This is a genomic window from Shimia thalassica (assembly GCF_001458215.1).
GTDB lineage: Bacteria > Pseudomonadota > Alphaproteobacteria > Rhodobacterales > Rhodobacteraceae > Shimia > Shimia thalassica.
Genome location: NZ_CYTW01000007.1, coordinates 1 through 22,488, shown reverse-complemented (window position 1 = coordinate 22,488; position 22,488 = coordinate 1). Strand labels below are relative to the sequence as shown.

Genomic DNA, 22,488 nt, shown 5'->3' with positions numbered 1-22,488 from the left:
ACCGGCGTCTCACTCTGGGAAAACAAACACCCGGTTCGGATGCAGTTCACCTGCTTTGAAAACCCCGACCGCAACCGGTTTGCCGTCGACCGACGCCCATGCGTCTTCTCCATAGTCAACGTCATACGCGACCACCATTCCGGGATTTCCGTTCCGCAAACGAACCGCCCCTTCGGCGGTGCATTTTACTTCTGGCAGATCGCGAAGAGCAACTTCGAGGGGCTGCAGATAGGCATCAAGCTCTCCTGTTTTGGCCATTGCGTCGATCTTTTCCAAAGTCAGACCTTCTGCGGCCACAAAAGGACCGGACCAGACACGGCGCAATTCGCGCACATGGCCAAAACATCCAAGGGCCTGCCCAAGATCCCGCGCAATCGAGCGCACATAGCCGCCTTTGCCACAGGTCATCTCAAGCACAACGTGATCTTCGTCCTCGCGTTCAAGCATGACCAAGGACTCGACCCAAAGAGGCCGCGCGGCAATTTCGACGTCTTCACCGTCGCGCGCCAGTTTATAGGCTCGCTGACCGTCGATTTTGACCGCGCTGAATTTCGGGGGCACCTGCATGACGTCGCCAACAAACTGGCCCAGCGCTTCTTTGATGGCCTCGTCGGTCGGGCGCATGTCGGAAGACGCGATCACTTCACCTTCGGCATCGTCCGTATTGGTGGCCTGTCCCAGTCGCACGGTGAACTCGTAGCACTTGAGCGCGTCAGTAATATACGGAACGGTTTTGGTCGCCTCGCCCAGTGCCACGGCCAACACACCGGTTGCGTCGGGATCCAGCGTGCCCGCATGACCTGCTTTCTTGGCATCCATTGCCCAGCGCACTTTGTTCACGACAGATGTCGAGGTAATTCCAGCCGGTTTATCAACAACCAGCCAACCCGAAATATCGCGACCTTTGCGTTTGCGTCCCATTCGTCCATCCATGCAAGTTTGAAGTTGGCGAAGTATCCGGTTCCCTCGCCTTCGTCAAACATACAATCAAGGGATCGGTTTGCTGCGCTCACCACTCAGTATTCCAGAGGTAATTCGGTGCGTTGATTTCCACCTGCTCGCCCGCATCACCAAAGGTAACTCGGGCACTTCGTTCAGAAATACTGGCACAAAATATTCCTTCCCAAAACCAGCGACTAGGCTAGCATAATCTGTGCTGGCCGCAAAATTCGGATTCTTCGGTCACCTCTGTTTCGTTTTGCAGAATGCGTCACGTACAGTCGGCAACGGCTGACTTTTCACCAAAAGGGATTAATCATTGGGATACATGCACATTTTTAAGGCGGCTCCCCGCGTGAATACCCCCTGTAGCACCGCCGGTTGCCGCCAACAACTTGCGGGCACCGTGCCATCAGCAAAACTCAAATCATGAAGAACCCAAATTATTTCGATGAGATGCTGGTCGATGAAAACCACGTGAGAGACCCCTACAAGGTCTACTACGACTGGTTCAGCAACGATGACATCAAACGTTTGAGACGCAAATCGGAAGACGCCGAAGCGTTCTTTCGCAGAATTGGCATCACCTTTAATGTGTATGGTCAGGATGAGGCCGACGAGCGCCTGATCCCGTTCGATATTGTGCCCAGAATTATTTCTGCGCAGGAGTGGGCGCGCCTTGAACGCGGCATTGAACAGCGCGTCAGAGCCATCAACGCCTTCCTGCATGACATATACCACCGTCAGGAAATTCTGCGCGCCGGCCGCATTCCCAAAGAACTGATTTCCGGTAACGAGGCCTTCTTGCCCGAGATGATCGGCGTCAACCCACCCGGTGGGGTCTACACCCATATCGTAGGTGTCGATCTGGTGCGGACAGGCCCAGACGAATTCTTCGTTTTGGAAGACAATTGCCGGACGCCGTCCGGTGTGTCGTACATGTTGGAAAACCGGGAAACGATGCTTCAGATGTTCCCCGAGCTTTTCACAAAGCTGAAGGTGCGTCCTGTTTCGGCCTATCCGCAACTGTTGCGTCGCTCGTTGTCCGACACGGCACCAACGACCAGCTTGAACAACAAACCTGTTGTAGCGGTCCTCACCCCGGGCATTCACAACTCGGCCTACTTTGAGCATGCCTTCCTTGCCGACCAGATGGGTGCGGAACTGGTCGAGAGCCACGACTTGCGGATTGAAAACGGACGTGTCGCCATGCGCACGACACAAGGGTATCAATCGATCGATGTCCTTTATCGGCGTGTCGATGATGAATATCTTGATCCTCTCACCTTCAATCCTGACAGCCTTTTGGGTGTTCCGGGCATTATGGATGTCTATCGCGCGGGAAATATCACGCTGGCCAATGCCCCCGGCACCGGGATTGCAGATGACAAGGCGCTCTATTCCTACATGCCCGACATTGTAGAGTTTTACACGGGCGAACAGGCGATCCTGAAAAACGTACCAACATGGCGCTGTTCCGAAGCAGATTCCTTGTCATACGTTCTCGAAAACCTCAAAGAACTTGTTGTGAAAGAGGTCCACGGCTCTGGCGGGTACGGAATGCTTGTCGGTCCTGCGGCAAGCAAACGGGAACTGGCAGCGTTCGAAACAAAGCTTCGCGCCAATCCTGCGAACTATATCGCCCAGCCAACTCTGGCTCTTTCGACGGTGCCGATCCTGTCCAAGGCCGGCCTTGCTCCGCGTCATGTTGATTTGCGACCCTTTGTTCTGGTCTCGCCAAACAGGATCGACATCACACCCGGCGGCTTGACGCGTGTTGCGCTCAAGAAAGGCTCGCTCGTTGTGAACTCTTCTCAGGGCGGCGGCACAAAAGACACTTGGGTATTGGGGGACTAAGGCCATGATGCTTGGGAAAACCGCAGGTGGCTTGTACTGGATGTTCCGCAATCTGGAACGGGCCGAAAACACGGCGCGCTTGCTGGAAGCGGGCTGGCGTATGGCGCTGACACGCGCGAACAGTGGATCAAATGAGTGGCAATCCATTGTCACAACTGCTGGCATGAGGCCCACTTACGAACAAAAGTACGACGATTATACGGCCCATCAGGTCATCAACTTTTTGCTGAGGGATAAGGACAACCCCTCAAGCGTTATGGCAACGATTGATCTGGCCCGTTCGAATGCACGCATGGTGCGCACTGCATTGTCCAGCGAAGTCTGGGAAGCCACCAATGAATGCTGGATGGCGCTCAAGGCAGAGCTGGCCCGCCCGGTCAACGAAAGCACGCTGCATGACGTTCTGGCCACGATACGGTATCGCACTTCGGTCGTGCGCGGCGCGTTGCACGGCACCATGTTGCGCAATGATATCTTTTCGTTTTCACGCCTTGGCACGTTCGTCGAACGGGCGGACAATACGGCCCGTATTCTGGACGTAAAATACTATGTCCTGCTGCCGTCAGCGGCCTTTGTCGGCACAAGCATCGACAACGCGCAGTGGGAAGTCATCCTGCGATCCGTGTCCGCCGAACGGTCGTACCGATGGCTGCACGCAGGTGAAACCACACCTCTGGGTATTGCGGACTTCATGATTTTCGACGAGCGGCAACCACGCTCTCTGGCGTTTTGTTACCGCAAAATTGGTCAGCAACTACAGCAGCTTGAACTTGAATATAGGTCTGACCATGAAAGCCATGCCTTGGCACAGTCGATATGCAACCGGATGTCTGAAAACACGGTTGATACGATTTTTCAGGATGGGCTGCACGAATTCCTTGGCGACTTCATAAAGGATACAACCCAATTGTCCCGGTTGATCGAAACTGACTTCCGGTTCTACGGTTAAAGCTATGAAACTAACAATCACCCACGTGACCACCTATCGGTATGACACGCCTGTGCATTATGCCCTTCAACAGCTGCGCCTGATCCCGCGTTCCGGCCACGGTCAAACCGTCGTTGAATGGGAATCCTTTATCAACGGCGGCGAAAAGCAAGCCGTGTTCGAAGATCAGTTTGTGAACCAGACCGAGTTGGTCAAGGTCGACCCCGGTGCCACCGAAGTCGAGATCATAAGTAAAGGTATTGTCGAGGTCGAAGACCGCCACGGTGTGGTTGGTGGGCATTCTGGGTTTGCACCATTGTGGTTGTTCAAATGCCCGACACCTTTGACGGCCGCAGGCAACCATATCCGTCAACTCGCCGCGCGCATTCGTCACGAAACAACAGAAATGGACGAAATCACCCGCCTTCATTTTCTGTCGTCGCTTATCCTTGAGGCCGTGACCTATGAAACCGGAGAGACCGACAGCACCACTACAGCCGAGGTCGCGCTCACATCAGGGCATGGCGTGTGTCAGGATCATGCCCACATCATGATCGCCGTGGCCCGAGATCTGGACTATCCCGCACGATACGTGAGTGGCTATCTGTTCATGGACGGTCAGGACCAACAGGATGCCAGCCACGCTTGGTGCGAAGTGTGGACAGAGAGCCTTGGCTGGATCGGCTTTGACGTTTCCAACGGCATTTCACCAGATGGACGGTATGTGCGTGTCGCTACGGGACGTGACTATAAAGACGCCGCACCTATTCAGGGCATACGCCAGGGCGAAGGTCAGGAAAGCTTGCAGGTGACCTTACAGGTCCAGCAATAGCGCCCTTGTTGCGGCTTTAGGTTCGTGAACCAAATCCGGCTTGCGCAGCAGTCCGTATCAAAAGCCGGAAACCCGTTCGACAAGCCAAAACGTTGCAACCCCGCCAATGGCATAGCCCATGAAGATGTTTCCGGGTGTGTGGGCCGTTCTGAATTGTCGTCCAACGGCCGGAAGCGCCGCACGCACCACGGCGTAAAAGGCCAAGACCGCGACAACAAAAGTCAACTGACCAAGCTCGACCCCCACGTTAAACGCAAGCAAGGCCGTTGGAATTTCTCCGTAGGGCAAACCGATATCCGAAAGCGCCCCTGCAAACCCCAATCCGTGCAGCAATCCAAAGCTGAACGAAACCACCCAAGGATACCGTTCGGACAGCCTGTATTGCCCCTGCTCGTGTTTCAGGATTTCAATCGCCAAAAACACAATGGACAGCGCAATGATGGATTCGACAGGCGGGCCGGGCACCTGGATAAGCCCCATTGATGCCAGAGCAAGCGTTATGGAATGTGCAATTGTAAAGGCCGTGATCGCACCGACGAGACGGCGAAAATCCCGTATCAGAACAAGCAGCGCAAACACAAAAAGAAGGTGATCCCAACCTTCAAGAATATGCTCGAACCCCAACCCGAGATAGCTTGCAAAGACCTCTCCACCCGTCAGCGTTTCCGGCACGGTATAGGCGATTTCATTGGGGGTCAGCCGGATTGTCGTTAACGGCAAATCAAGACTTTGCATGCGCAACAAAACGTCTGTGCGTTGAGCTTCCAGTCCGGGAATTGAAATTGTTGCGCCCGCGATGCCGGATGGGCACTCGGCCAACCAGGAAGAGACCCAAGCCGACCCGTCAAATTTCGGCGCGTCCCCTTCTGCAGGTGAACATGTCTCGGGCAAGCGGGCCGTGATTTTCATGGGCGCGCCGGTTACATCCGGTTTGCGCCAAAACACCTGCCATGTTTCCGGAGTGAGCTGGGTCATCTGGAGATACCCCGGCTCTAACGCATGGGCAGAGGCGCTGGTTACTCCTGCCAAGACAAGAAACAGCGTGACGAAAACCTGCCGCAAAAAACTCATTGCAATGACCATTCTGCCAAGACTTCGGCATCCGGTGTTTCGATCTCGTATTGAGATTTCAACACCTCGAGTTGTGCAACCGTAAGGATTTCAGACTGCTCACGACGCCAATCAAGCAAAACAGTTTCTCGTATGCTTTCAAACTCTGGCAAAGCAGCCGGCTTAACCTCTGTCACCAAAACAAGATGAGCGCCGAACCCCGAGGTCACCGGCCCTGTCCATTGCTGCTTTGGCAACTCTTCAATTTGCGCAAAAAAACCGCGCCCAAATGTGTTGTCGACCGCCGTGAGCGAAGACAAAGACATTGAAATTGGAAGAAGTGACACTTTTTCGAGGTTCGCGCGCGCCTCACCTTCTGCGAGGGCGGCCAACACTCGGTCAGGATCATCGCCATGTATCAAAAGCAATTGTTCAAAAGCAATCTCGGGCGGGAGCGAATACGCGTCGGCATTTTCGTTAAAATACGCGATCAGAACGCTGTCTTCGGGAACCATCGATTGCGCAAGAGAAGTGGTCAAAAACTCCATCTTCTTGGCCAAACGCGCCCGCACGACGCTGTCACCTTGATCGAAACCCAGTTTGGTGGCCTCACGAACAAGAACTTCCTCTCTGACCATCGCCTCGAGAATACGCTCCATTTCATCAGGCGTCGGACGTCGTCGCCATGTGTTCTCGAACTGTGAACTCAGCCGTTCGACGTCTTGATTATCGATCACGATCTTACTGTCATCGCCTTCGTTTGGGGCGGGCGGATTGAGAAAGAAAAACCACCCGAAAATCAGCAAGCCGAGAAGAAAGAAGTGGAATAGCGGTTCGCGGAAAATGCGCATCAGATCACTTAGTTTTTTATTCAGTTCCGGGATAGCGTACCAGAATGCAACTGTGCTTCAATAGCGGGTGGGGCGCGCGCATCGTTATTTCAAAATTAGGCCACCATCGTTGGGGGCAGGTCGCCAATTCGTTTAGGAAGCCTGATTTCAAGGAAGAGCTAAGCAGTTCATCTTTCATGAAGCTCTTTTTGGCGCGTCACCCAGAACGATCCGCTTCATCTGCCCCTATTTTTCATCCCCGTTCAGGGTGCCATCCCATTCCGTGTCGGGGACCTTTGGCACTTCTGGATCCGCGGTGTAGAACGGCGTCATAATCTGGGTGTTGTTTTCGTTGAACACCGCGACGATGTTGCGATGCAGATCTGACAGGATTTTCGGAAGCTCTTCACCCCGCGACGTAAAGGCGTTGATTTCGTAGTTGATCGCAAAATCCGCGAGTTTGTTCCAAAGCACGAACGGGGGCGGCGACCTCTTCAATCCCTTGGTGCGTCTTGCGGCCTCGATCAGCATGGCATCGACTTTTGCAGGCGGCTCTTCATATCCGATCCCCACGGTAGTGTGGACAAGAAGGCCCCTGCCATCGATCTTGCGCGTCAGATTGACAACTTCAGAGTTCAGCAACTGGGAATTGGGGATACTGACCAGTTCGTTCTTGGTGGACCTGATCAGGGTCTCCATCAATTTGATTTCGACGACGTCTCCGGTTTTATCGCCAATTTGCACACGGTCTCCGATATTTGTGCTGCGTCTGTAGATTACAAAAAGACCGGCCATCATGTTGCTGACCACAGTGTTGGACCCGAGGGAAAGCATGACGCCCGCAAGGATCGTGAGACCTTGGAACGCGCGCGAGTCAGACCCGGGAATATAGGGGTAGGCAAAAACCAAAGCGACGATCACCACCACCAGCCGCACCAGCATATTTGTAGGTGCGATCCAGTGTTTTTCAAAATCTCCCAGTGCAAAGATACCCTGTTCAAGATTGCTGAAGAATAGGGCGACCGCCTGCAAGACCGTGCGTGTTATGGCGGCGATAATGCCCAGCACGATAAGGTTGGGAATAAACCCAATCACGCCACGCGCAAAATTGGCGAGAGGTTGGCTCACATAGTTAAGCAACAGTTCCGCAACAGGGCGCGTTTCGGCAAAAGACAACAAAACAAAGGACAGGTAGTAGTAAAACAAAGCAAGGTAGCCGACCCACAGCATCACATTCACGAGGTATCCGGCAATCGCTGCAATCGCTTTTCCCCTGATGACAGCCTGAGTTTTCTCTTCGACTGTCGCGAATTGTTTCCGGATTGTGCGAGTTACGAATTCAACCAATTGTTGCCGTTTCCGGAAAAACAGAACGGAAATGCCCGCAAAAAGGAGTGTCCAGATAATGGCGGCAAAGGCGCTTCCAACCCGCGCGGCACCGGAACGGTCATCCCGATATGCCAAAATGGCCTTCTCAATCGCTTCGGCCTGAAGACCGGCAAGAATATCCAAATCGAACTTTTCGTATGCGGCATCCGCTTGGGTTGTGATGGTGATCATGCGGCCATCAATCTGGATCTCGATGCCAAATTCGTTTTCCAGAAGTTTGACATCAACCTCGGTCGCATCTGAGGCTTCGGCTACAGCTTCAAGGCGTTCCTGAACCTTCTCTGCGCGCGCAGTTGCAGGCAGGGCAGAAGACCCGCGTACAACAAACAACTCTTCCCCATCAACAACAACCGGAGCCGCAAACGCGTCTTCATCGTCGGCTGCCAATCCCGCCTCTTCCGGTTCGGTCTCGGGCGCATTCTGTGCCCAGGAGGGGGATATCATGGCAAGGGTGAGACACAGCCAGAGCAGCATATTTCGCAGGCACCGGCCTACCATCATAGATGTATTCATTTTTGTCTCCCCTATTGCTCAAAAAGCCCACGACCCTTTTTAGGTCTGTTCAGCCTGACATGCTCTCACCGCCGCAATGGCTTTGCTGCTGCCCGAAAGGTCGATCTCTTCGGTCGACCCTTTGCTTCCGGTGATTATGACTGACTGGCGTTTGGCGAATTCTGTTACGAACTCCGGATTGTCGAAAAAGGCATATCCACCAAGACTGCCTTCGTGCGTGTCACCGACAACTTCGCCTTGAAACCGTGCATCTCCGAAATCAAGCAACACGCTTCCGGTGTCGCCTTCGATAATGTGAGTCCACTCTGGATTATAGGCGGAAAAATAGGCCCCGTTCGCATCGGGGGCCACACCGACAAGCACAACCGTACCCGTCTGAAAAGCCTTTTGCATATAGCACCCGTTGCCATTGTCGGGATTGACCCTGATGGCCCACTCTCCGGATACGCCATGATCCACATGGGGGGCGGCCAAGCTGCCACCGGCGACAAATACGAGAGCAAGAACAAGTCCCTTTTTCATCTAATTTCTCCATTACTGCGCAACACAAGGGTTCCTTCCGGGCTTCTGGCAGATCTACTCGAGTTGCAGGATATCGGGCTGACAAGGCACACGGTTGGCTGGCATCTGGTCCGCTCCGTCCGCACGTCTGCTGCGAGACCCGCCAACATCCAGCTTGAACTGTGGATCAGACAGTTTTCCCGTCACATCAAACGGCCATGCGCTGCGGGCCAAAGGGTCACCGACGCGCCGCGGTTCTGCCCTGATCTGGATACGATCACCGACCCAGTCGACCTCGCCCTTGGCGACAAGCTGAACGCTTTTGGTCTCGGCAACCACTGAATCAAAACGCACCTGTCCGGACCGCAATTGGACAGGGGCCTTCACACAGACGATGGTGGTTTTTCCTTCGGAAAGCTCGTTAGAAAAGAGCCACGGAAAAACCCCGAGCCCTGCCAACTCAAGAAGGCTGGTGGCGATTGATCCCGTTCCCATATTGAGAGAGGCCGATCCTGCCATTGAGTTGACGAATGTCTTTCCGGACGAGATATTGCCGGTGACGTCAAAGGCGGCATTTAGCGTTCCGTTGGCATCAATTCCCAATCCAACCGCGTCCAGTATCTTTCCAAAGTCCCATCCGCTGGTAGAGCCGGACACGCGCAACCGTTCAGGGTCTTCGACCGCGTCCATCATGGCTGTGACCTTGAAAAAGCCGGGGCCATAAAAAAGCTCGATCGGGCCCGCGTTAATCTGGCCTTCTTTGGCGGTGAACGTGCTGCTCATCGAGGACGAGCCGGCCTCACCCACAAATTCCTTTAGCTCCAGTTCGATCTCGAGATCGGTTTCCGTCAGGATACGCTCTAGATCCAGAACATCGCTTTCCTCTTCCAGAACCAGAGGTTGAATTGGGGGCCTGTCATCTTCGGGTTCTGGTTCGCCGGACTCAGCACCCTTACTCTCAGCCGCCTCGCCCAACTGGACCAGCGCTTTGGTGCCGTCGCGCAAATCCTCCAATCTGATGCGTTCGCTCAGGACCTTGCCCCTGATCACGTTGATCTGTTCACTCAGGTCCACCGAAATATTCGTCTTGAGATCGCTTCCACCAGCGTTGAAAACCAACTCTAGGTCGGCAGTTTCGACCTGTCCTTCCAGCGCCACGCCGAATTCGACTTTGCCCACGTCTATGGGATCAAGTTTCAAAGCTTCGAGAAAACTGGCCGTGTCTGTAATTCCAATTCCGACAGCCGTTTTCAGCCCGTCCAGTTGCGCAACGTTTTCAACCGCGACATCTGCTTTGAGGAACCACAGGTCCGTGCCTTCGGTCGCCGCTGTCAGCTTTGTCAAACTCAGATGCCCTGCTTCATCCGAGATTTCGAATTCGGCACCAACCCTGCCAAATTTGGCGGCCTCTTCTTCACTCAGGGATTTGAGCAACAAAGAGGCGGGGCCGGACAAAGTGCCCGCGAGATCCACTTCTTTGAATTTGAAGATGTCTCCGACGCCCCCCGAAGCCGTGATGTAGGGCGCGTCTTTGGGGCCGGCCTGAAGGTTCACATCTGCAAGCCCTAGGGTTTTTTCTTCGGTCCGGTAGATGCGCCCGATCGAAATCGGGCCGACCTTGTTCAGCCCTTGATCAAAGGCATTTGTGCGTATCACCAGCTTTTTGAATTCGAGGTTTCCGTCTTCGCTCACGACCCGTGCCACGATGCGCGTCAGTTTCAGATCTTTGAGGGAATCCGCATTGGCAGGCGGCTGCCCTTCTGGATGCAGGCGGGCTTCTGCTTTGACGTCAAAGCCGGACTGATCAACCAAATTGTCGACCTTACCTGTCACTGAAATCTGTTGGCCTTTGCTCAGGTCCAGAACCGATTGCAGATCCTGAATGGCCAGCAGTCCGGGCTGGCTCGTGATGTGGGCGCTCAGATCGCCCGCCCCCTCAAAGCTGCGCTCCAGCCCAAGGACGTCGAAGACTTCTCCGATTTCACCTGTATCCATTTCAAGCGTGGCTTCGTATCCGCCGCCTTGTTCGGGCGCGATGACGCTTCCGTCATAGGATACCACGATATCCCCGAAATTGAGAACGTTGGTGAACGGTTCGCCAGCAGGATATTTCCCATCCAGTGTGAACTCTTCCCCGTTCACGGTGCCGCCTCCTGTAACGGAAACGAGATCCCCGCCCTGTAGCTGTTCCAGCAGAATGGACCCCAGTTTGAAATCGAAATCAAAACCGGAAAGTTCATTGCTGAAGACCAGACCAATGTTGGTAAATGTGACCGTCTTGTCGCTCAGGAAGCTATAGATAGAAGGGGAAGCTGATGCAGGGACCGCCTCTTCCACCGGCTGTTCGTCCGTTGAGGAAGAGGGCGCCTCGACCGCTGGCTGTGGTGTACGCTTTACCCAACTTGTTGTTCCGTCGCTTTGGGTAATCGCATTGGCCTGAAGCCCGTCCAGCGTAAGGTTATCAAGATCAATCCGGCCACTAAACAACGCCGCCAGATTGAGTTCCCATTCCAGCAGTTTCAATTCGGCAAGGTTCAGGTCATCGATATTTGTGCTTGGGATATGAACGTCGCTGACATGGACAAAAGTCGTGCGCCCGACAACAACCCTGACATCGCCTTCAACAATCAACGGCTGGCCAATTTGCGTGGTCAAAACGTCAGCAACAATCGATTTTCGCAGGTTGCTAAAAAACGGTGCCGCCAGAACAAGCCAGCAGATGATGACCAAACCGACCACGAGAACCGTGAGCCATTTTGCCACCTTCATTGTGAACCGTGCCATTTTATCCCCTCCCGAAACTTCCACCCAAAGCGACGTTCAAATCCACGAAATCAATCGCCTGATTGCGTACGTCCAACGCATAAGCATTCTCAGTGCTCAGAAAGGAACGCTCTGCATCCAGCACCTGAAGAAACGATACCGACCCGTCGGCAAACCGCTTGCGGGCAATTTCAAGCACCTTGTTCGAGGCCCCCACAGCCTCTTTGGCAGCCCGAGCGGCCTTCTGGTGCTGATCAAGAGCGAACATCGCATTGCGGACCTCCTCGACCGCAAGAACGACTTCTTTCTCCCATTCGGCCTGACGTTCGTTGACCAGACCTTTCGCAGTTTCGATCTTGGCCTTGCGCACAGGCAAATCGAAAAGCGGCACATCGAACCCCAACCGCAAGAAACCCGCGCCGGGCAGAATTTCTGAACCGCTGACATTCAGGTTTACGTTACCAGTCAAAACGAGATTTGGATACAAATCTGCTTCCGCCACCCCCAACAGGCCCACCGCTTCTGCCAATCGCTGTTCCGCGCGTACAATATCCGGCCGGTTCCGCAACAAATCGGCAGGCACTCCGGTGGAAACCACATGCGTCTTGGCAACCGGCTGAGGCGCGCGTGCGTCGAACTTTTCCCGCCCCGGAATTTCGGTGGCACCGACCAAAGCGATAATTCTGTTCATCATCCTGATAAACAGAACCCGCGTTTCAGGAATGTTTGCCCTTGTGGTCAAAACCAGCGAACGGGCCTGTGCGATCTCAAGATCAGTGGCCTTTCCTTCACCTGAAAGCTTGATGGTGGCCTCCAAGGTTTCTTCGCGACTTTCCAGAACCCGCATCTGAATGCGCAAAAGTTCTTGGGTATATCGCAGGTCAATATAGGCGGACACCACTTCGTCCACGAACAGCAACCGCCAGATATCAAGATCCGCATAAGCTGCCTCCAGCCGGGCAAAGGCCGCTTCGCGTTCACGTCTCAGGCGACCAAACAGATCGATTTTCCAAGTTGCTTCGGCGCGTACAAAACCGGTCTGCGTTGTCGGGTCTCCCCCTCCTGAATTGATTTTGCTTTCCGCAACCCGTGCGTTTCCCGAAATCGGAAAACCTGCTCCGTCGAGAATGCCCTGTGACTGTTCAATCCTTGCCGCGATCCGGCGCACATCCAGATTTTGCTGCAACCCCAATTCGACGACTTGATTGATGATGGGATCGTTGAACGCCAGCCACCATTTGGCGTCATTGGTCCGAGCCGGTCCGCTGCCCCTTTTCAAAAAACTATCCGACAGGTCCATTGTCGGTGGAACAAAATCATCGCCCGCCGCGCATCCAACCGTTGAAAAGGCAACAAGTCCCATAACCGTATTGCGCCGGTTCATCCGCAGGTCCCTGTTGCCAGAGGGGTGAGACGACATTCAACTCTCATTGGAAATAAGGTGAACATCGCGCTGTGGAAACGGAATGGAGATGCCTTCTTGGTCAAACGCCTCTTTCGCCGCGCCCGTCAGCCCCCAGTACACATCCCAATAATCTTCTGTTGCGACCCATGGCCGGCAAAACAGGTTGACCGAGCTGTCGCCCAACTCTCCTACAAAAATCTCTGGCACAGGTTCCTTGAGGCATCTCGGATCATTGGCAACCAAACCTTTGAGAACCTCAACGGCCTGACTGGCATTGTCGGAATAGGCGATCCCGAACACCAGATCGACCCGACGTGTTTTGGCAGCGCTGACATTGGTGATCACGTCCCCCCAGATTTTGGAATTCGGCACCACAATGATCTGGTTGTCGAAGGTCCGGATTTGGGTCGACACAATCGACATGGCATCGACGTTCCCACTCGCGCCGGAAATCTCGATGTAATCTCCGGTATCAAACGGTTTCAACACCATGATCATCAAGCCACTGGCGAGATTTCCCAAGGTGTCCTGCAAGGCAAAACCGAGAATAAAGCTCAGGCCGCCAAACACCGCAAACATGGGCGTGACGTTCACACCGGCCAGCCCCAAAGCGACCATGAGACCAACAATGATCGTGATCCAATAGACAACAGTCAGGACAAACTTTTTCAACAGCCGGGACATCGCCGGTAGGCGCTCGAGCCCTTTGGAAACGGTTTTGCGCACGAAGCGGGCAACGAACAACAAAACCACAAAGGCCACAATGAAGACGCCCAACTGAAGCAACAGCCCCAGACCGCCGTCTTTGGAGATCAACCAATTGGTTGCAAGCGAGAACAGTGTTCGCACATCGGTTGCCCGCAAAGTGGCCGTGCTAACCGCATCCAGATAGCTTTGGTGTGTCGCGACATCGTCAGCCGCCCCTCCCTTTGCCAGCCAGCCATTCAAGACAAGTTGATAGTTTTCGGAATAGACCGAATGCGTGTCTGACAGAGTTGTAATCTGTTCACGCACTTTGTGGGCAACGTTTTCATCAAGGCCCTCAAGGCTGGCATTCAGCTCGATATAAGTCTCGATGGATTGGGAAAGATGATCCTGCCAAATGCCTGCAAGGTTTGACAATTCATCCGCCGTGAGTGGAACGATGTAGTTTTTGAGAGCATTGCTGGAAACCGTTTTGTCCGCAGCTTTGGCCTGCAACTCTGGCGAAGCCGCCATTCCAACCGAAGCCAAACTGCCTAAGATGACAACAAATAGAACATACACGAGTGACCGCAGAGGCCTCGTCTGAACGAAAACACGATGAAACACAGCGGCCCTCACTTCAACTTGTCGAGGAAGTCAGAAATGGCTTCGTCTGCTTTTTCCGGAGTTTCATAGAGTTCGGTCAACCACTCGGAAAGGGATGTGGCCGCGTCTTTGTTCAAACCAATATCTTCTAACGCGGCGGCGGCCTGTGAAGGGTCATATCCTTCAATGTTCAGCGCGCCACCTTCGTCAAACTCGGTTTTTATGTCGTCCTGAAGTTTGGCAAGGTTCAACGCGGTCTCTGTTGCGGAGTCCTGAAGGTCCGCAACAACGTCCAAAGTTGACTGTTTGGCATTTGCGAGCGTTTCTTCCAGCTCGGCACCAATTTCTTCTGCCTGTTCTTCCGCGGCTTCTTTTGCCAACTCTGCCGCCTCGGAGAGGCTTTCTTTGGCTTCTTTTAACTTGTCCTGAACTGTAGGTTCTTTTTCGGGCATCAAAACAATGGCCCCAACGACAAGGATACCAACACCGAGTATCCCAATGACAATTTTGTTCATATTATCTCCTCCCCCAATCGCTTCACTTTTGGAACGGATTTTTTACAACCGGACTAAATGTGAACGTAAACTTCCAATCGGATGCAAAAGCATCCGGTCTCACGACGTTGTACTCGATACCCGCGTTTATCTTGACCAGCTGATTGCCGATCGCCGTCGTTTTGGCCACGGTCAGACCAACAGGCACGGTCCACTCCTGCCCTGATGCCGCGTTCCAGTCATAAGTAATGGTCGGCCCCATACCGACCTGCCAGCCATCCTTCAGGCTCGCAAAAAGAAAGTACTGTAAGGATGTAACCGAAACATCCTGTCCGCTTCCGCCAATCTTTTCATTGTGAAACGGGAAAAGCCCCCAGATGCCCCAATCAGTCGGTCTGACCGCCAGAAACGAAGGCCCCAAAAGCCAGTTTTCAGAAGAAATAGAACTGTTGGTGGGAACCGATCCGACAACACCCGCACCAAAGGTCCACCCGTTGCTGCCCCAAGAATAAAGCAGATCATAAGGCACGTCTCCGAATTGGCTGGTCGTGTCAAAACTGTTCGTGCCCGAATTGAACGAAGGCTGCCCAGCCACATAGGGAAGCGCGGGCCGGAAAATCAGGTTGTTGCCGTTTTCAAGAACGAACGGGAACACGGGCTGGAAAGTGGCGGTAAAACTATCTTGGTCATCTGCGCCGGGCAGCGCCCCGTCAAACGTGCGATACTCGAACTTGAAATTCAGCGTCGCATTGGCTGCGCCGGGATTGGACAGCTCTTTGGCCAACTCATCGATGTTTGGCCCGACTTGAGCAGCAGCCATACCGACCCACAAACAAACTAACGGTGCAAAATGAAATGATTTCAGCATGGTTTTATCCCGTAGTAGACGTTGGGCCGAGGTTCCGCTGGGGCGGTCACCTCGGCCACCCTCCGGACAACCGAGGTAGTTTTTGCCCAGAGGTGTTCGATATCTGGCTTGAACTGCTATTTAAGCAAGTCTCCAACGATGCCTACGGCATCCACGACCGTGGACAGGTCATCTGTGACTTCGAGGATTTCATCATCAACCCGAATATACCGGTTGCCCTTGCCGGGTTCGCCCAGCTTCCATTTGGACAGATCGCCGATGTCTTTGTAGTTCAAATCCGAGGGCAGCTTTGCCCCTCGCGTATATCTTTTGATTTGGCCGGGGGGGATGGCTTTAGCTCCCTTTGCCTTTTTGCCCGGCTTGTCTTCGATCTGAAGGCTTACGCCATCTTTTTTCTTACCGCCCTTGTTGGGCTTGTTGTCTTTCGCAGACGCCGCGTCAGCCGCGACAAGCGCAAAACAAGCGACAACAACAATCACTGTAGCTTTCAGGAACTTCATTTGTTTCCTCCCCTAAGATATTCAATTTTTCAGAAACCGTCGGCAAATCGTTAAACAACACTGTGTTTTGCTTTGAGACTAGATGTTCCATCTCAATCGCAGTCCGAACACCCATGCATCATCCAGACCGTTACTGGGATTGTTCAGGTACTGAAGGTCTCCTGTCAATGCGAGGTTGTCCGCAAGGTCCATTCGATAGAACGCCTCTGCGGTCGTTTGAGTGGCCCCGCCACCGGGTGGCTCTGACACTGTAACGCCAAAACCGAAGAGGTCGTCATAAAGCCCGGGGCGCCACATAAAGCCGGCATTCGCAGACTTTTCTGCCAAAAGGCCTCCGCCTTCTGCCCACCCCAGTCGCCCAAACAGCATCATGTTTTCGTCAATTGTGTGGTTCGCAGACAGCAGGATACCCTTGTTCGATGCCACCCCTGCATCCGATTTTGCGTCTGTATGAAAAGCGCCGACATGGACGTTGGTCAGATAGCGTTTTGACGGGGACGGCGTCCAGCCCAGCTCGGCATAGGCGTAAAGCTCTGCACCACCCGGGAACCATTCCACATCACTCAGAGACCCGTTGGCGTCCGAAACAACCCCAAGCGCATAGACCTGATCGGTCAGAAACCCGCCACCGCCAATCCCGAAACCCGGGTCTGGAATGGGCGTCACAGGGCTGAACAACACTGCAAAATTCGAAAACGTAGTGCGCGGGTTCACGTGCCCCAGAATATCGGTGTAATCGCCCGGATCGATGCGCCCTGCCACAAAGCCTCCGCGTCCGTTGCCAAGTGTCTGCTGCCAATACGCCACCGACAGGATTGAACCCGGCGCGCCGAACGTCACAGCTGTCGCGCCGTTATAGGGAATGTTGCCTGCCAGTTCGGCAGGGGAAATATCGGTGCCCAGTTTGTGGCGATGTTCGAGCGCAAAAACAAATTTGCCGGGGTTGTTCCCTCCACGGTTCAAAATCTCCCAAGAGCCCAGCATCCGCAATTGGCCAGAGGCGGCATCGTCCCGACCTGTGCTGCTTTCAGAACTGTGCTGGTACAGCGCCGTATAGTCGAAACTGAGAGAAAGCCCTGTGCGCGCGGCTAAGGCGGCCTTGCGGTCTTCAATCCCGTCCATGGACCGATCCAAAGATGACCAACGGGACGAATTGTCGAACCGCTGGCGATCGTTCTCTTGTTGGGCTCCGACAGATGCCGGACCGCCAATCCCCTGTTGGGCGCTGCTTTCCAGATGCCCCAAGGGGCCGGAACTTTCGGCCGTGGCGGTCCCCGCCATCAGAATTGCAAAACTATACGTTATGATGTGTTTCGCTACCTTCTTCACAGCATTTCTTTCGCTTTGCCAAAACCACATTGGTTTATTTCAGCTCCCCACCGCATCAGATTTCTGTCCATCACGCCAAGGATGTCGTCCGCGTTCCAGCCGTGTTCCTTTTCAAGAACACGGACAGCCGCCTCAGCATCGAACGGGGGGCATTTCGACAAGTTTCTCGATGCAAGTCGATATATCCTCATCACTGGGTTGCCGCGCAAAAGCTGGTGTGGCGAGGGTCATCAATTCGGCCAGCAGGGCATATAGGGACGTGTTCAATTTGTTAACTCTACATCTGTGATGATCGGCAGGGGGGCCTGTCCCCGCCCGCAATCGGGATCAATCCAGCGTGTTCTTGTAGATCTTGCCGTCTTTCATGATCACGCGGATGCTCTTGTGACCTTCTTCGCGCGGCTCGGCGTCAAACCACTTGGGCTGCGCGCCCAAGACGGAAACGTCTTCCAGAGGATTGCCATCAACGATCAGGATATCGGCATAGGCGCCTGCTTCGATCACACCCAGCTTTTCCGGGTAGGGATTGCGTTGTCCCGTAAGCTGGGCCAACTCGCCGGGCGTCGATGTGGCCGACATCAGCATGGCGTGATTTCCAAACCAATCGGCGAACTGGTACTTTTCAAAGTCGCGATGCGCGCGTGCGGCGCCGATTGAGGACAGAACGGTATCCACATTGTGGACGACCTTGGGTTTGTACTTTTTGACCAGTTCAATGAGATCTTTGCTTTGGTCATGCGCAACCGCCAGTTTTGTGCCCGAGGGCGTGCCCGGAGCAAAGTTGGGATGCATAAAAAGGATTGGCGAAAAACCAGCAGTGTTGTGGGACCAGAATATCCCTTCGTCGGCCATACGCTTCACAGTTTCCTCCGAAACCATCTGGCCGTGTTCAATGACCTTTACGCCGGCATCCAAAGCCATTTGGACGGTCTCGTCCGTGTAGGCGTGCGTGAAGGCATAGGTATCATAAAAGGCTGCGACATCCACTGCTGCTTTGATTTCTGCCACGCTGTATCCCACGGACCAAAGCGGATCCAATTCTGAGGAAACGCCACCGCCGACCGTGAGTTTAATCTGAGTTGCGCCATAGCTCAGATTTCTGCGCGCGGCGGATCTGATCTCGTCAACGCCATCTGCAACAACCGCAAGGTTAAGTTCCTCAACCTGTGCGACAGGGCCGCCTTCGGCACGGTCACGGGGACTGCGCCAATCCGTGTGGCCGGACCGCGGGCCGATACAAGCCCCGCTCGGGTAAATGCGGGGACCGACGAGGATATCTTGGTCGATCAGCTTTTTCATGGCATCGCCTTGGCCACAAGCATCTCTGACAGTTGTATAGCCATCCATCAGATAATCGCGCGCGTTTGCGACCGCCATCGCGCAATGCCATCCCAGTTGGCGTATTCTGCGCCCCCAAAACTCGAAAACAATCCGGTCAGGTTCAGGTGAACATGGCTGTCGATCAAACCGGGCATCAGAGTGCGTCCGCCGCCGTCGATCATGGTGGCCTCTGGCGCCTCGATGGACGCGGCCGACACCTCTTTAATCAGGTTGCCTTCGATCAGAACGCTCGCATTTTCGATCCGTGTGTCGCTTATCCCGTCAAAAACATGGACGTTGATGAACAGAGTTTGGGGCGCGGCCTCCTGCGCAACAGATACCGTGGCGGTAAATGCAGCCAGGCTCGCAAAAGCAGCCATTCTTCTCTTAAATCGCATGTCTCTCACTCCCATAAATCAGACATCTTTTACGCAGGGTGCCGAGGTAAGGTTCACCCCGCGCGACACTCAGTTGAGTGTATTCTTGTAGATCACGCCGTCTTTCATGATGAGGACCATTGCCTCAATCTCACCCGGTTTTCGATCTGGAGCGTCGAATAATTCTTGGCTTCCACCGATCAACGTGATGTCCTCCAGCGGGTTACCGTCAATTAACAGGATATCCGCATAAGCCCCTTCTTGGATCACCCCGAGAGGACCCGCAGCATACGGGTTCAGCAGCCCGGTCAGAGCCGCGAGATCTCCACCGATAGATGTCATGGACTTTAGGGTCTGCAGGTTGCCAAACTTGTCGGCCCAGAACCAGATTTCGTGATCACGATTTCGCATCGCGTTTGCAGGTGTCACGGTAACTGTATCGACGCCGAAAGTCGTCTTGTCCAAGAGGTTCGGGAACTTCAAAAGGATGTCTGGAATGCGTGCCATTCCCTCGGCGACCTGTAAAGACTTTGATTTGTTGACAGAAGGCTCCGGCCCGAACGTGCGCTCAATCGCTTCTAGGGAAGACACCGAGAGTTGCGGATTGTAGAAAACTCCGGCCTCTTCCATCATTGCTGCGGTTTCTTCGTCGAGAAACTGGCCATGCATGATTTCACCCAGTCCAAGTCGGAGGCCGCGCTGAATATCACGCGGATTGTTTACATGAGCCGTTGCATAGGTTCCCCAAGCCGCTGACGCTTCGACAACAGCGCGGACTTCATCGTCGGTACCCTGCACTGTGTGAAGCGGATCTTTGGAGGAAAACACACCACCGCTCAGCATCATCTTGTTAAACACGGCCCCATTCGCAAGGTTTTGGCGTGTGGCGCTAAGCGTCGCGTCATAGCCATCTACGATATGGGTCATGCCCAACTCGGCGGCCTTAAAGGTATAACGATCATCGAGGCGCGTTTGTCCGCGCAACCGGAAATCCCCATGCCCGGAGGTCTGGCTGATAACTGCAGTAGAGGCATAGATCCGGGGACCAATTGCATCGCCACGGTCGATTGCACGTTTGATCCCGTCTTGAGTGGCGCCCGGATCCCTCACCGTAGTGAAGCCGTCCATCAAGAGGCTTTGAGCGGCGTAGGCCGCCATTGCCCCAATTTCCTGCCAATCACGCGACTCGATTGTGTCATAGCCGCCGACCATGTGCTGCAAATTCAAATGAACATGGCTTTCTATGAGCCCAGGCATCAGCGTGCGTCCGCCGCCGTTAATCACGGTGGCGTTCGGAGCGTCAATTGCCTCGGTCGAAACCTGTTTGATCAGATTGCCTTCGACCAGAACGCTTGCGTTTTCGACCCGTGCTTCGTTCACGCCGTCAAAGACATGCACATTGGTGAACAATGTTTGTTCTGGCGCGTCTTGGGCAACTGTCTGGCTTGCACTGGCCAAAACCAAAGTAAGCGCGGCAAGCGCATTGTGTCTCATGTGTGTCATTAGCTTTTCTCTCCCTATCGCCATTGAAGCCTTAAGCGGGGGCAAGCCCTACCCATTTTGCCTTCCAATGAATCATGCCCGTCGAGAGAGAGTGTGCCCGAATTGCAAATTCTCACCATGACATTTGGCGCCATCTATCGCCGAATTATGCATTGAAATGTCATCTTTTGTGTGCGTTTCGTGCTAAATCGCATATCTTAGATGGGCCATTGTCACGTCTACACTCAGAGAAACCCTGATATGCCGACTTCAATTCCTATGGTTCGCGGTACAATCTTGCTGCCTGTTCTAAAGCGCCTCAACACGCTTGGGCTGGATGTTCCTTCGCTACTCGCGCAGCACGAATTGAAGGACACGGATCTTTCCGATGCGGATACATATGTCCAGAACGAGACGGTCTATCGTATTTATTCGGAAGCCGCGGAGTTGACCGGCAACCCAACGCTTTGTGCGTCCATCGGGGCGAGTGTGGACCTGCAAAAAATGCTCGTTTTCGGCGATCAGCTAAGCCACGCATCAAACCTTGCAGATCTATTGATCCGCTTCGTTCAAGCCGTTGCAAACGACACCACGCTAATCACACAAGGTCTGGTCGTGGAAAATGCGACCGCCCGGTTTGGGGCAAGGCGGAATTTCTCTACCAAAGTTTCGCCCGCGCACAGCGATGCGTTCATGGTGGGGTTATGGGTTGGGCTACTGCGTAAAATTGTGGACCAGAATTGGGAACCAACAAGAGTTCTGGTGCAAACGGCGGACCCCGCGCTTCTTCCAAAGCCTTTCCACGGCGCGACATTGCTTAAGAACGACGGCACAGGGTTTTCAATTCAGTTTCCAGCCGCGTGGTTGTCGCATCCGATTCACCGTATCCGGGATCCAGAAGCCTCTCGCGCGGAGGCCACGCCTCTAGAGGCCCATTTGGCGCCGGATTTTGTCGAAGCCACCCGCAGTATTCTCAAGCCTCATATCTGGGGCAAAGGTCTGAAAGCCGATGCAGCGGCAGACATCTGCGGCTACACCAAGTCGACGCTTGGACGTCGCCTTGCCGATCATGGCACAACCATTTCCGATGTTCTGACCGATCTGAGATTGGAAATAGCCCAGTTCAAACTTCACAATTCCGGAGCGACCATTCATGAAATTGCACTTGGGCTTGGCTATTCCGACGCAACCGCCTTCTCACGTGCGTTCAAAAAGAAAACCGGCCTTTCACCCAGCCAATTCCGCAGCCAAAAGGAAGTTTCGAAATGACTCTTTCAATTATTACCGGTGTTTTATCGGCCTTCTTTCTTTTTGCCAGTTCAATCAAGATATTCGGGTGGCAGGACACTATATTCCGGGTCCAGCTTGAAATGTTCGAAAGCTATAGGTTGAATCGGACCATCATGAGGCTTGTCGGGATTTTCGAACTATTCGGGGCAGTTTCCATCTGGTTCTCGGATGCGTTCTGGGGACCGCTGGGCGCCCTGGCCCTGATGGCAACATCGGTTGGCGCAATCGGATGTCACCTGATCTTTGACACCTGGAAACAAGGCGTTCCCGCGATGATAACCCTAACACTTTCATCTTCCGTGCTCTGGGCTACCAAGCAGCCACTGCCGACAATTGCTTGGCAGGCAACTTAGGAACGCCTCTCTAGTTTACCGAGATCATCCTGTTTCTTCGTTGCGCTTACCGCGCTTCAACACTTCCCCCCTTGGAAGCGCGGCAAGCCGCCCTTGGGCGGCTAGGAGACGAGTGTATTTGATTTGGTTGCGGGGGTAGGATTTGAACCTACGACCTTCAGGTTATGAGCCTGACGAG

The 22,488-nt window shown here is 54.0% G+C and carries 20 protein-coding genes; 5 read left to right on the top strand and 15 right to left on the bottom strand.

Annotated elements, in window-relative coordinates:
- Nucleotides 1-9: 9 nt before the first annotated feature.
- Nucleotides 10-921: a tRNA pseudouridine(55) synthase TruB gene (gene truB, locus PH7735_RS19095; protein ID WP_058313194.1), complete on the bottom strand. Its 912-nt coding sequence runs from the start codon at nucleotides 919-921 to the stop codon at nucleotides 10-12.
- 447 nt (nucleotides 922-1,368) lie between these two features.
- Between truB and PH7735_RS19090 the strand changes: the two genes are divergently transcribed.
- The 3 genes from PH7735_RS19090 to PH7735_RS19080 are packed head-to-tail and all read left to right on the top strand — an operon-like array spanning nucleotide 1,369 to nucleotide 4,556.
- On the top strand, nucleotides 1,369-2,796 hold the full coding sequence (locus PH7735_RS19090) for a circularly permuted type 2 ATP-grasp protein (RefSeq protein WP_058313038.1): 1,428 nt from the start codon (nucleotides 1,369-1,371) through the stop codon (nucleotides 2,794-2,796).
- Nucleotides 2,797-2,800: 4 nt separating this feature from the next.
- Nucleotides 2,801-3,745, top strand: a complete 945-nt coding sequence (locus tag PH7735_RS19085; RefSeq protein WP_306341235.1) for an alpha-E domain-containing protein — start codon at nucleotides 2,801-2,803, stop codon at nucleotides 3,743-3,745.
- A gap of 4 nt (nucleotides 3,746-3,749) precedes the next feature.
- Nucleotides 3,750-4,556 (top strand): transglutaminase family protein, encoded by an 807-nt coding sequence (locus PH7735_RS19080; RefSeq protein WP_058313037.1) that lies wholly within the window; start codon nucleotides 3,750-3,752, stop codon nucleotides 4,554-4,556.
- A 57-nt stretch (nucleotides 4,557-4,613) separates the two neighbouring features.
- Here the strand turns inward: PH7735_RS19080 and PH7735_RS19075 are convergent, their stop codons facing one another.
- The 14 genes from PH7735_RS19075 to PH7735_RS19010 form a co-directional block, all read right to left on the bottom strand.
- Entirely contained in the window at nucleotides 4,614-5,627 is a 1,014-nt protein-coding gene (locus PH7735_RS19075) for a HupE/UreJ family protein (protein WP_058313036.1), read from the bottom strand.
- The gene (locus PH7735_RS19070) at nucleotides 5,624-6,457 is read right to left on the bottom strand and encodes a peptidylprolyl isomerase (protein ID WP_058313035.1); all 834 of its coding nucleotides are present in this window, start codon (nucleotides 6,455-6,457) and stop codon (nucleotides 5,624-5,626) included. Before PH7735_RS19070 ends, PH7735_RS19075 begins: the two co-directional genes overlap by 4 nt.
- 225 nt (nucleotides 6,458-6,682) lie before the next feature.
- On the bottom strand, nucleotides 6,683-8,338 hold the full coding sequence (locus tag PH7735_RS19065) for a mechanosensitive ion channel family protein (protein WP_233488360.1): 1,656 nt from the start codon (nucleotides 8,336-8,338) through the stop codon (nucleotides 6,683-6,685).
- 39 nt (nucleotides 8,339-8,377) lie between these two features.
- Complete coding sequence (locus PH7735_RS19060) at nucleotides 8,378-8,860, bottom strand: hypothetical protein (RefSeq protein WP_058313034.1); 483 nt, start codon at nucleotides 8,858-8,860, stop codon at nucleotides 8,378-8,380.
- A gap of 54 nt (nucleotides 8,861-8,914) precedes the next feature.
- Nucleotides 8,915-11,623 (bottom strand): AsmA family protein, encoded by a 2,709-nt coding sequence (locus PH7735_RS19055; RefSeq protein WP_058313033.1) that lies wholly within the window; start codon nucleotides 11,621-11,623, stop codon nucleotides 8,915-8,917.
- Nucleotide 11,624: 1 nt separating this feature from the next.
- Nucleotides 11,625-13,022: an efflux transporter outer membrane subunit gene (locus PH7735_RS19050; RefSeq protein ID WP_058313032.1), complete on the bottom strand. Its 1,398-nt coding sequence runs from the start codon at nucleotides 13,020-13,022 to the stop codon at nucleotides 11,625-11,627.
- Nucleotides 13,023-14,225, bottom strand: a complete 1,203-nt coding sequence (locus tag PH7735_RS19045; protein ID WP_058313031.1) for a mechanosensitive ion channel family protein — start codon at nucleotides 14,223-14,225, stop codon at nucleotides 13,023-13,025.
- 101 nt (nucleotides 14,226-14,326) lie between these two features.
- The gene (locus PH7735_RS19040; protein WP_058313030.1) at nucleotides 14,327-14,812 is read right to left on the bottom strand and encodes a hypothetical protein; all 486 of its coding nucleotides are present in this window, start codon (nucleotides 14,810-14,812) and stop codon (nucleotides 14,327-14,329) included.
- A 22-nt stretch (nucleotides 14,813-14,834) separates the two neighbouring features.
- A complete protein-coding gene (locus PH7735_RS19035) occupies nucleotides 14,835-15,659 on the bottom strand; it encodes a hypothetical protein (RefSeq protein WP_058313029.1) in 825 nt (274 codons plus the stop codon).
- Nucleotides 15,660-15,775: 116 nt separating this feature from the next.
- On the bottom strand, nucleotides 15,776-16,159 hold the full coding sequence (locus tag PH7735_RS19030; RefSeq protein WP_058313028.1) for a hypothetical protein: 384 nt from the start codon (nucleotides 16,157-16,159) through the stop codon (nucleotides 15,776-15,778).
- Between the two features lie 78 nt (nucleotides 16,160-16,237).
- Entirely contained in the window at nucleotides 16,238-17,488 is a 1,251-nt protein-coding gene (locus tag PH7735_RS19025; protein WP_158503271.1) for a carbohydrate porin, read from the bottom strand.
- Nucleotides 17,489-17,815: 327 nt separating this feature from the next.
- Nucleotides 17,816-18,865 carry an amidohydrolase family protein gene (locus PH7735_RS19020; RefSeq protein WP_058313026.1) on the bottom strand — a complete coding sequence of 350 codons (1,050 nt, stop codon included), beginning with the start codon at nucleotides 18,863-18,865 and terminating at the stop codon, nucleotides 17,816-17,818.
- Entirely contained in the window at nucleotides 18,835-19,206 is a 372-nt protein-coding gene (locus tag PH7735_RS19015; protein WP_145865379.1) for an amidohydrolase family protein, read from the bottom strand. Before PH7735_RS19015 ends, PH7735_RS19020 begins: the two co-directional genes overlap by 31 nt.
- Nucleotides 19,207-19,275: 69 nt before the next feature.
- Nucleotides 19,276-20,688, bottom strand: a complete 1,413-nt coding sequence (locus PH7735_RS19010; RefSeq protein ID WP_058313024.1) for an amidohydrolase family protein — start codon at nucleotides 20,686-20,688, stop codon at nucleotides 19,276-19,278.
- Nucleotides 20,689-20,928: 240 nt separating this feature from the next.
- Between PH7735_RS19010 and PH7735_RS19005 the strand changes: the two genes are divergently transcribed.
- Together PH7735_RS19005 and PH7735_RS19000 are read left to right on the top strand one after the other, a co-directional pair.
- Nucleotides 20,929-21,936 carry an AraC family transcriptional regulator gene (locus PH7735_RS19005; RefSeq protein WP_158503269.1) on the top strand — a complete coding sequence of 336 codons (1,008 nt, stop codon included), beginning with the start codon at nucleotides 20,929-20,931 and terminating at the stop codon, nucleotides 21,934-21,936.
- Nucleotides 21,933-22,310 carry a DoxX family protein gene (locus PH7735_RS19000; protein WP_058313022.1) on the top strand — a complete coding sequence of 126 codons (378 nt, stop codon included), beginning with the start codon at nucleotides 21,933-21,935 and terminating at the stop codon, nucleotides 22,308-22,310. Before PH7735_RS19005 ends, PH7735_RS19000 begins: the two co-directional genes overlap by 4 nt.
- Nucleotides 22,311-22,488: the final 178 nt, after the last annotated feature.